General features: G+C 61.7%; 13 protein-coding genes. 9 read left to right on the top strand and 4 right to left on the bottom strand.

The genetic code is table 11. The annotated features are described in order from the left end of the window. Positions 1 to 452 precede the first annotated feature (452 nt). From BM436_RS33565 to BM436_RS33535, 7 genes are all read left to right on the top strand, one after another. Complete coding sequence (locus BM436_RS33565; protein WP_093561064.1) at positions 453 to 701, top strand: hypothetical protein; 249 nt, start codon at positions 453 to 455, stop codon at positions 699 to 701. Between the two features lie 634 nt (positions 702 to 1,335). Continuing rightward, positions 1,336 to 1,782: a PRTRC system protein E gene (locus BM436_RS33555; protein ID WP_177307740.1), complete on the top strand. Its 447-nt coding sequence runs from the start codon at positions 1,336 to 1,338 to the stop codon at positions 1,780 to 1,782. A 12-nt stretch (positions 1,783 to 1,794) separates the two neighbouring features. Next, positions 1,795 to 2,010 (top strand): PRTRC system protein C, encoded by a 216-nt coding sequence (locus tag BM436_RS33550; RefSeq protein ID WP_093561060.1) that lies wholly within the window; start codon positions 1,795 to 1,797, stop codon positions 2,008 to 2,010. Next, a complete protein-coding gene (locus BM436_RS37360; RefSeq protein ID WP_177307738.1) occupies positions 2,007 to 2,225 on the top strand; it encodes a hypothetical protein in 219 nt (72 codons plus the stop codon). Before BM436_RS33550 ends, BM436_RS37360 begins: the two co-directional genes overlap by 4 nt. After that, positions 2,204 to 3,232, top strand: a complete 1,029-nt coding sequence (locus BM436_RS33545; RefSeq protein WP_177307737.1) for a PRTRC system protein F — start codon at positions 2,204 to 2,206, stop codon at positions 3,230 to 3,232. Before BM436_RS37360 ends, BM436_RS33545 begins: the two co-directional genes overlap by 22 nt. A gap of 26 nt (positions 3,233 to 3,258) precedes the next feature. Beyond that, a complete protein-coding gene (locus BM436_RS33540) occupies positions 3,259 to 4,620 on the top strand; it encodes a PRTRC system protein B (RefSeq protein ID WP_143133442.1) in 1,362 nt (453 codons plus the stop codon). Next, positions 4,617 to 5,417: a PRTRC system ThiF family protein gene (locus BM436_RS33535; protein WP_229490986.1), complete on the top strand. Its 801-nt coding sequence runs from the start codon at positions 4,617 to 4,619 to the stop codon at positions 5,415 to 5,417. Before BM436_RS33540 ends, BM436_RS33535 begins: the two co-directional genes overlap by 4 nt. Positions 5,418 to 5,571: 154 nt before the next feature. On the opposite strand, the gene BM436_RS33530 is transcribed toward BM436_RS33535, so the two are convergent. After that, entirely contained in the window at positions 5,572 to 6,186 is a 615-nt protein-coding gene (locus BM436_RS33530) for a hypothetical protein (protein WP_093561054.1), read from the bottom strand. Then, positions 6,161 to 6,451, bottom strand: coding sequence for a hypothetical protein (locus BM436_RS36680; RefSeq protein ID WP_143133441.1), 291 nt, complete (start codon positions 6,449 to 6,451; stop codon positions 6,161 to 6,163). Before BM436_RS36680 ends, BM436_RS33530 begins: the two co-directional genes overlap by 26 nt. Positions 6,452 to 6,620: 169 nt before the next feature. On the opposite strand from BM436_RS36680, the gene BM436_RS33520 reads away from it, so the two are divergent. After that, positions 6,621 to 6,851: a hypothetical protein gene (locus BM436_RS33520; RefSeq protein ID WP_093561050.1), complete on the top strand. Its 231-nt coding sequence runs from the start codon at positions 6,621 to 6,623 to the stop codon at positions 6,849 to 6,851. On the opposite strand, the gene BM436_RS33515 is transcribed toward BM436_RS33520, so the two are convergent. Further along, a complete protein-coding gene (locus BM436_RS33515; protein ID WP_143133440.1) occupies positions 6,837 to 7,292 on the bottom strand; it encodes a hypothetical protein in 456 nt (151 codons plus the stop codon). The genes BM436_RS33520 and BM436_RS33515 overlap by 15 nt on opposite strands. Before the next feature lie 107 nt (positions 7,293 to 7,399). Continuing rightward, complete coding sequence (locus tag BM436_RS33510; RefSeq protein WP_093561046.1) at positions 7,400 to 7,792, bottom strand: hypothetical protein; 393 nt, start codon at positions 7,790 to 7,792, stop codon at positions 7,400 to 7,402. A 705-nt stretch (positions 7,793 to 8,497) separates the two neighbouring features. On the opposite strand from BM436_RS33510, the gene BM436_RS33505 reads away from it, so the two are divergent. Continuing rightward, positions 8,498 to 10,063 (top strand): T6SS phospholipase effector Tle1-like catalytic domain-containing protein, encoded by a 1,566-nt coding sequence (locus tag BM436_RS33505; RefSeq protein ID WP_143133439.1) that lies wholly within the window; start codon positions 8,498 to 8,500, stop codon positions 10,061 to 10,063. Positions 10,064 to 10,066 lie beyond the last annotated feature (3 nt).

Here is a 10,066-nt window from a genome sequence, read left to right as displayed (position 1 = left end):
TCTGCTGAATACTGCCTCACACGATCTCTCTTGCCCGCCCCCGATACGTTTCTACTTCGTCAGGTGACGCGACAACTATTCTGACACCGGGGGATGACGTCAATTCGAGACCAAATGCTATTGCCACTGGCAATATGTAGACGTCTGCGCCACTAAATTTTTGCAGCCGAACATTGTTCGTCGAGGGCATCGAAAGCACGACGTCATCTGGTCCGGTGCTTTCGACAATGCGGTTGGCGCGCAAGCGGACGGTCGGCGCGGCGCCACCTGTTTTCGGACGAGGCCGACGGCGCATACGACGCGCAGCACAGGTGGCGCTTCACGGCCCTGAAACGGAAAAGTGCTGCGCATGGGTGGCTAAAAGCGGGAATTCCTCATCCCGCATTCGCAGGAACTGACCGAGAAGGCTGATGCCTTGATCGAATTGGAACGGTACGCGGCATAAGGTCGGCATGGAAACTCAATTCCGTGCAAGCGCAACGCACTTTACCCGTGCCGCCTTCCCTGCCGGCCAGCTCAACGTCGATCTATTTGATAGCCAAGTCAGCAGGACGAGCAGACCTGCGGGCCTGGTCATGCTCGCGCCAATCCGGATCAATCCTGGCGGTTTCAACGTCCAGTGCTTTGATGATGGGATCGGCCGCGCGTGGCGAATCGAACGTCACACCGACCGCCTTGGCGATACCCGGGCCATATTCTGAAGCAAAAACATGAAAGTGCTTGTGCGCATAGTTCCCGCCTTGAGAAATTCGCCCTGCTAGTCACATTCCAATCACTACCCCGTTTCCACCATGATGGGGTTACCCAAGTCCTGAATCCGTTGGATCGGCAGCCACCTCAGGGCCCCATCCGCATGAGAGCCCAAGGCGGCTTGGCCCCCACTCTCATCAACCGCGACACAGCCGGGCCGCCAGTGGCCTGGATCGCGCAGTGCGTTCCCCCATCCCTGCACCTCATCGCCGAACAGAACGACAACGCCACCTCGTCCGGTGTATCCACGTTGCTCGCGCCATCGCCGCGCCACGTCGGCCGCAGTGTGAATCGATCCGGTTGCATCCATATTCGCCATACCTTGCATTGACCAAGACTCGAGCATTGACGATGCCGTTTTCCCTAAGCGACAACTACTGGAATGCGCGGCACGCCACGGGAATCGGTGCCAAAAACGGTCCATTGCTTGCTAGGTTGGCAGCCGTGGTTCTACTGTTCCAGTCAGCATGCTGCAATGCGCTGTACAGGGCATTGGCTGTCCCTCGGAACGACCGTGGACGGATGAACTAGACCTTCGCGATGCCGGCCTTACCATGGGTTATCGCTTACCGAAGGAGGCACATCATGGGAATGTTCACCGAGCTCTACCCTCTGACAGTCACCACCCGCCTAGCCATGCTGATCAGCGCGGACGCCGAGCGCGGCGTGATGACTGTATCCGTCATGCCGCGCGCCGCGCAAACATCCACGCCATCACCGGCGCGCGATTTGACGCTGACCGCGACACCCGAAGAATTCGACGCCGGTTTCGTCGATGCGCTATTGGGTTACCGCGCGAAGCTGGTCCCCTTGCTGGAGCAGGCCGCCGCCAACAGCAAGGCGTTGGAAGAGGCGCGGTCTGCCAGCCCGAAGCCAGCCAAAACCCCATCGAAAACCAGTTCACATTCCAAACCACCGGCCGCCGGTGCTGCACCGCGTTGCGCCGCTGTCGACGAGGCAGGCGAACAGGAAAAACCCAACGACGATCCCGACCGCGACTGGATGAAGAACCGCCAGCCCGAACTGTTCTGATGAGGAGCCACCATGGCCATCACCACCAAGGAAATCCCGCGCATCTACCGGTACAACGGCATAGAACTGCCTGCACCTCCCGGCATGGCGCCACGCGACGTGCGCGACCTGCACAGCGCGATCTATCCTGAACTCATCAGCGCCGAGATCGTGGTGGCCGACGAACTGGTGGGCGGCGCGCAGGAGATCACCTTCCGTCGCAATGTCGGTACCAAGGGGCGGCGATGAACTGGCGCGAATTCACGGCCCTGACAGAAGCTATGGCGGCGGACCGCGCAGCCGGCAACGCCGCCGCCATCAACCGCGCACTGGGCAAACGCGCCCTGCGCCACACGGCGGCGTGCTGGCTGCACTTCGCCAGCACGTGCAGCGGCAGCCCGCCGAGCCTGGCCGCCATTCCTCGCGCCACCGCGCCTTCGCCATGGCTGCCGCCCACGCCTTAGCCGCATCCAGCCAGCCGGTGCTGGCCGACGTCATCCCGGCCGTGATCATGCCCGCCGCAGGGCAGCGGGTGGCCGGCATCGTCGCCCGCTACCTCGTGCGGGGCGGCGCGGTGACGCGGGGCACATTCCCGCAGGCCAGCAGCGATCCGCTCACGGCCTGCGCCGCCGTCCTGTCGGCGTGGCTGCACAGGCATATCGGCAAAACGGAATGCCTGTCTCCTGTGTTCTCCCTTGAGCCAGTCGATACGTGCAAGGTCGACGAGATCGAAGGAATGGAAGCCGTGCAAGCGCCATCGGACGCCGAGGCGGTGCGCGGCATCCATATCCATTGGACAGAAGGTTCTGTCCACCGTTGGACGGTTGGCCCCAGCCTCAACCGGCTGGAGGCCGCCGTGCCCGGCTTGAGCGCTGCTGTGTTGCGCATTCTGGAGGACAAAAGCTGGAAAGCCTACCCGATCTTTACCCCGTCGGTTCTGCTGGACGAAGCGTCCAACCTGTACTGGCTGGGCGAACCTGACGAGACCGAGTTTCTGGACGAGAACTGCGATGGGGATCCTGAAGCGCGGGAAGCGATGCGGGCCGATATGGTGACGCGCGCGGAGATCGAAGCATCGTTTCCCGCATGGGCGTTGACGCGCACTGCGGGGCTGTCGCAACGACGCCTGCACACGCTCTCGAAAAACCATCGTGACGCCTTTGTGCGCCGGACGACGGAGCTGGCGCTTGCGCTGGCACGCACGCCGGTGTCGAGCGATTTCACGGTCCGGCGCGAAGGGCTGTTCACCGGCTTCGGCGCGGTACTGTGCTGGGCGGATGAAGACATCGCGGTGCGGGTATCCGACGACTACGCCCACTATGCGTGGCAGGGCGATTCATTTGACGAGATCGGGGAAGTGGTCTTCCCCGCCGACCAGCCATCCGCCCTGCGCCGCTGGATGCGCGCCATGCGGCCGCAACTGCGCGCCATTGGCCTGATCGACCGTTTGCTTCACCACCTGTCCGAGTGATACTGGTGACACAGGAGGACACCGCCATGCCAGCACGATTCCGCATCGAAGCACCCCGCGCCGCCAGCCTCGTGCTGGCGGAAGCGGTCTTGGTCTACCGCGAAGCGCAGCACAACGCCACCCACGCCTACGCCAGCATCCACAGGGTCGAGATCAGCGATGGCCGCCCGGTCATCCTGGCCGGCAAGCCCATGTCGCCGCGCGCGGCGAGACGGCTAGCGCGCGAACTGGCGCGGCAAGCGCCCGCCTCCGAGTCCTTTCTCGACGGGCGCACGCTATACGCGGGCGACATACTGCGCGTGTGGTGGGTTCCCGCCGGGGTGCGCCACATCGCCTTCCGCTGCGCGGAACTCGGCGAACGAGGCGAAGCGGTGCCGCATCCGGCGCTGGTGTTTGCCGTCAGCGCCAAGGGCTGGTGGGTGTGGGCCTGCAAGGACAACGTCCGTCCCACGCCCGAGACACCGCTTTGCCGGGCGCCCTACTTCAACGTCAGCGACCTTGGGGCGATCTGCCAAGGCAGCACCGTCGTGCCGACGGGGGACGCCGGCAGCCGCATCGACGCGTGGACCGACGCCTTCTTCGGCTCATTCTTCTCCCATCCCAACGGGACCAAAGTGGTTAAGCACAAGCACGGCGCCCATGCCTTCTGGAAGGGCATGCTGGACGCGCCGCCCGCACGCTTTCCGGTGCGCGCCTTGATGCCGATCGAAAAGACGCTGGCCGACATGATTGCGCATATCGGAGGCAGCATGACTGATCCACGCGACGCGGCGCTGCATGCCGCCCTGCCCATCGTCGCCGCGCCGCGCCACAGCGAACTACCGCCCATGGCGACGGGTCTGCGGCTGGTGGTGGCGGCCAACGGCGTGTTCACGCAGGTGCGCCTGCCGTGGCTGGACTGCCTTCAACGCTGCGGCGGCATCGACACCGGGCTGCCCCTGCCCTACGGCACGTTTGCGCCTTGGCTGCGCCTTTCGTTCGGCGTGATTCCGGCCGACCTGTTGCGCCAGTTCGTGGCACAGGCGCGGCGCGCCGCCCCGCTCGAGACCGCCGCCGCGATCATCCATTGCGAACGCACCGGCGCATTGCGGCTGGCGGCGTGCGAGACGGTGGAGGCGGACCGGGATCACCTCGTCTACCTCCCGCCCATTCTCGCCGCCACCGAGCAGGTGGTGGTCGATCTGCACTCCCATGGCGATGCCCCGGCATTCTTCTCTGCGCTGGACGACGCCGACGACCGGGCCATTAAGCTGTGCGGCGTCTTCGGACGCGTGCGCAGCCGCCACCCGGAGGCGCTCTTTCGCCTCGCGATCAACGGCCTGTTCATCGACCTGTGCGACCAATGGGACAGCGTCGTCGGGCTGGCGAAATTGGAAGGGGAAGCATGATGGAAACCCTGCCACATCGTATTCCAAGTGAACTGCTGACGCGGCGCGTGACGATTCACCTGGCCGGAGTGGGCGGGAACGGCGCGCAGATGGCGGGCTGCCTCGCGCGGCTCGATATCGCCATGCGCGCGCTCGGCCACCCGGCGGGGCTGCACGTGCACGCCTTCGATCCCGATACCGCGAGCGAGGCGAACGTGGGCCGCCAGCTCTACAGCCGCGCCGACGTGGGCGCGCACAAGGCGGTGGTGACCATCACGCGGCTGAACCAGTTCTACGGGCTGGATTGGGACGCGAGCGTGCATGCCATCGAGGCCGCTTGGCGGGGTGAACACAGCTATACCAAGCGCGAGGCCGATATTCTGATCAGTTGCGTGGACACGCGCGCCGCCCGGCGAAAGATGCACGCCTGCCTGTTCGGCGGCGAGCGTTACCTGTACTGGCTGGACTTGGGCAACCGCCAGCACGACGCGCAGGTGGTGCTGGGACAGCCGCCGAGCCACGCCTTGCCGCAGAATGCGCCCGGCCGGTTGCGCTGCGTCACCGAGCGCTACCCGGAACTGCTGGACGAGACGGTGCCCGAGGACGACACGCCATCCTGCTCGGTGCGGATGTCGCTGGCATCACAGGGCCTATTCATCAACGATTTCGCCGCGCGCTACGCTGCGCAACTGCTGTTTGAACTATTCTCGTCAGGTGGCATCAACGCGCAGGGCGTGGTGGTCGATCTGAAGACGAAACGAACCGCACCGATGCGGCTACTACCTGCCGACGTCAACGATGCGCCGTACGATGTTTAGCTAAGAACGCGCAACCGTTTCCCGCCGCAATTGGGCAACAAGCTGTTGCACAATTGCGGGACCGGTCCAAGCACCGGCGAACGCGCCCATCGTCCGGCACTCGGAGAGGTGGACGGCCAAACCGCGCCGCCCACCGCCACCGTCGTCCAAAAGTCTATTCCCAAGCCAGGTAGCTATCGGAACAACCACGGTAGAAATAACTCGGATACACTTTTTCGACCGATCGAATCGCGGCCTCCAGGTTTCGAGCCCGAACATCAAAGACGTAATGCCGATTCCTTCCAAAATTGCCGTAGGCCGAAAAATGAAGAACAAAAGTAGTCATCGTGTCCTCCTCAATGATGTCCTTGGCGAAGCGGCCATGCAGCACCTTCCGCCCAACCTCGGTTACACAGCCTCTTCCGCCTGCATACGACTTGATGCTGCTCGTCTGCACCCGCGGATCGACGGGGGGAGAAATTAGTTCCGCATCCATCCGCGCGTTGGCGTACCCGGCCTGCCACATCGACGCGAGCGAACTGTCAGAAGCGAATAGATCGGGCATCACCCGTGCTCCACGCACGTATGCGGCATAACCATGCCGTACCACGCGCTGGAATATCGCCTCCAATTGTTCGGTCCCGACATACGGGTCCGGAACCGGCTGCCAATCCGCACGCCAACGTTCCATCTCCATCCATTCCATCAGCCCGGGCACAGATTCGTCCTCCAACGCATCGCCACATTCTTGCCGCAGCGATGACTCACTCCGACTGTTCATCCCGTCCATGTTTCGCTCCTTTCATCGGCCTCAGCTCCTCCATGGATACGCCGCCATAACAGCGACATATATCCCTGGCCGAGCACAAGGAACCATCCCTCAGATTGCAGAAGCAGATGCAGGTCCGGTTCGTGCGGATGAACGGCGTACCGTCCCGCGCACGCAGCCGCCTGCCCGGCCTCAACTCTTCCAGCCACGCCAGCAGCGGGGCGCACAGCGCGTCGTATTGCGCGTCCGCGTCCCCTGATGACGGATTCCAGTCCATGCGTTTCATGATGACCTCCTTCATCGCATGATTGCCGGTTCGCGAAAAAACCATCATCCCCGAGGCGCGTTGATTGAACGCGCCCGGTTCCATGCCTAATATGGTTGCAGCGAATCGGGCGGGCGCAAGCGCGCCTGCACCGCATTTCCATCAACAGCAAGCCAAGGCGAGAATCCCCATGCTGCGACTAGGAACCCACATCCGCTTGACCGCCCCCGAGATCGCGTACCTGATCTTCATCACGAACATCGATCCCGGCGAGATCCGCAGCCTTGCCGATCTGAAGCGCTACATCCGCAAGTGCAAGCGCCACTACTGGGGCACCTCCTGGGCGACCAAGAAGCTCCATCGCATGATCGATGAGGCCTATCAGGGATGCCTGGATGGCAGCATCCTAGCGGCCCTCTGAGCCACCTGCCCGCGCCTCGGGTTCGACCTTCGCCGGCTTCGGCTTACGCGTTGGACGCCTGCCAATCTCGGTCAGTCGAATCTCCGCCGGTTCTCCTTGACGCGCCATCATGGCAGCACCTGCGCCGGCACAGAATCGTCCACATCGCATCAGCATCGCGAGCGGCCAGCCGAACAATCCGAACAGCGTGGCCCGGATGGCCCTGCCCACCGCGTGCGCCCTCGCCTGCCGCTCCTTGGCACGCCGCAGCGACTGGCGGCAGCGCAGGTACAGGCCGGAATGCAGACGCCGGGCTTCGTCGTCCTGGTCCATGTGGGCGATCAGTTCAGCGGCGACCGTGGGGTCGCCCACGGTGCGGTAGAACTCCGACCACAACCTTTCCTCTTCGCGGCCCATCCGGCGCACTTGCCGGGTGCCGCGTTCTTCCTTCTCTTTGTACATGGTGAGCTCCCAAAAAAAATCGGGACACCATGCCCTCGCGGGACAACGATGCCCCGCCACTTCAAACTACCCATCATCGGCTGAACTTCAGCCACACCGCCCCGCCCTTAGCCGTGCCAGGGACAGGGATTTCCGCTACCATCCTGGCATTGCGGACAGTCAGCCATTTCTTGACGCTCGCGTTCAAAGTTGAATCCCCAACGCCAAAGGCACAGCAAATATTGCTCTTCGCCCGAGAACATCAACGGGGGCTGGGAATCCCCGTTCTGGGCGTCCTCCCTGCCCTGCGCTTGCGCGCACGAGGCGATCTCGAAGAGCATGTGCTCGGCTTCCTCCGGATTCACGAACGCGGTGATGCGCGCCTGGGCCAGCAGGACCCGGATACGCAACCCACGAATGCATTCCGGGCGCCGCCGAATGGGAAAATCCAAGTAGAACGGATCGGACTGCCGATCTCGCTCGTACAGCATGTCGTCGAAACCATCAATGACGTTGAACACAATGCACCTCCTTCTAAAAAGAAAAGGGGCACGGCTCCCGCAGGCGGGAACGACGTCCCCGCCATGCACGCCAAGTTGGCGCCAAAGGGTAAGCGCAAGAAAGCGCGCAGAAAAAAGGCCCGTGATTCTTGCGAACCAGGGCCTCAACCTAGGAAACGGGTGAACCGCTTCCGAAGCGCGGACATGTGATGCCGACGCCAATCTGTTGAAAAACTCAGATGCTATCCACCGCATCAAGCGAAGGATACAGCCGGAAATGACTCCGGCAATACGAAGACGGGTGACGACCGCAACGCCTTGACAAGTCAAGGTCCCAAGCACGAACCGCGATGGAGCGCGCTGGGAGCGATGTAGGAACGATTCCCACAGTAAGCCTTTCTATCATTGCACCAGCGGACGGCCTTTTCAAGGAAGGCGGCACGCGACGTACACCGGAAAAGCATCAATGGAAACGAACCGATGAGCGGATGCGCTGCGGCTTCGAGACGTCGAGAGGTATTGCGCTAAGTTAGGCCTCCCCGGCGTTCAATCACCCAAACGGCGGCCATCGCAGCCTTTCGGAGAAAAGATCGGTTCTGATGGTAATCAGCAGGTGCTGACGCCGCGCCAATGGTGCCAAAACAGGCTGTGACAATTTGATAGGCTTTCCGAGTTTCAATTGCTGTAAATTACCTATGAGAAATTGAAAATAATCTAGGGAAATAAATGAGCCAACGACCACCGCGCTTGCCTGAACACTCAACTCTGATCAACGTGAAACGATGCGTCATGCTCGTCGCCATCCTGCTGCTGAGTGGCTGCGCTATGGTCTCGGGAAATCGTCCCTACCATACGAGCGCCAGTGACGAAAAGCTGATAGATGACGCCTTCGATTTTCCAATTGCCAATGTGCCCTTGATCACACACCGAACCGGAGACCATCCGGTACAGATACTTCAAATCGGGTTTGACGGCACCATGAATGATAGGGACCGGGTCCCGCCAGGCGAGCAGCCAACCATCACTGCCAAAATCACCAGTCGACTCGGGGGGAGGTATTTCCCTGGTCCCGGTATGCAGTCGCCGCATTACCGAAACTTTGCTGACGGGATGTTCGGCTACAGCAGCAGCGCAATAGCACAGCAAGCCACAGACGAATTGTTGAATAAAGTCGAGAAGTTGCTCGACATCGCGCCCGACACCGAAGTCCGTGTTTTCGTGACTGGCTTCAGCAGAGGGGCGGCGATCGCCCGCCACTTCATGAACCTGGTCGACACAAAGGCGCAATCCAGTGAAAAGCTGCGGAACCACATCTACCTCTATGCGATGCTGTTCGACACGGTATCAACTGGCCAGACCGATAAACTCGACCTGCGTATTCCCCCATCCCTGGATTACCTCGTCCATTTCGTGGCGCTGGACGAATCCCGCCTATTCTTCACGCCCTTTGTCGATGATGAACCTGAATTTGTGTCCAAGGTGATAAACGTCAGCGGCGTCTTGACCATACCTGATCGAATCAACTTCATCGTCCTGCCCGGCGCCCATTCGGATATAGGTGGTGCCTATACACACGGAATCGGTGCGATGTATCAGCAACTGTCTGAAGAGCTCTTGTTCAAAATGGGCTTAATCAGCCAGGACTGCTGGGACACCCCGGATCATGTGATCGAAGATGGGAAGCACGACTCGCGAGGCGTCATTGACCGGCTCTTTGGAGCACTTGCCCCCAATTCAAAGAGCGTGCGGTCGAGGGCCGCGCTCAGTCTTCCCTATCACCCGCTCTCCCTTGCGCGCGTCGAGGAAAATGCCTATCGCCTGCAAGCCATGTCCTTCGCCAACGCAGCGCGCGGCTCGCTGATTCAGCGGTTCAAAACCACCGCGCAGCAGCCAGCGCTCACGGTCCGGCGCGACGGCGACGATCTGGCGGTCATCGCGCATTCCCCATACATCGATGCGTCAACGCTAACATACAACAAGACACTGCGGCAGCTGAAATTTCGGTACGTTCCTCCTTACGATGCGACTCCGTATACCATGTTCCTCCCAGATGTAGTCTGGCGAAAAATTCCGGACAAGAGACCCGTCGAACTGGCGCATCGTGTCCTGACTCGGGCCGGCAAACAGGAAGTGGCTACCTTCATAGACGATGTGCCTGTGGTCTTCCACGGCTCCTTCGCAGTCTCGCAGTCTCTGCAAAGGGGGCGCAGTAGTTGCCGCATCGGACCCGACGAAATACCTCGGCGCACGATGGAGGCCATAATCATTTCAACGAACCACATCCGTCCCTGAGCA

The organism is Pseudoduganella namucuonensis (assembly GCF_900116645.1).
In the GTDB taxonomy this organism is placed as follows: domain Bacteria; phylum Pseudomonadota; class Gammaproteobacteria; order Burkholderiales; family Burkholderiaceae_D; genus Rugamonas; species Rugamonas namucuonensis.
Note: the sequence above shows the minus strand (reverse complement) of the source record. Positions and strands in the feature narration are given on the sequence as shown.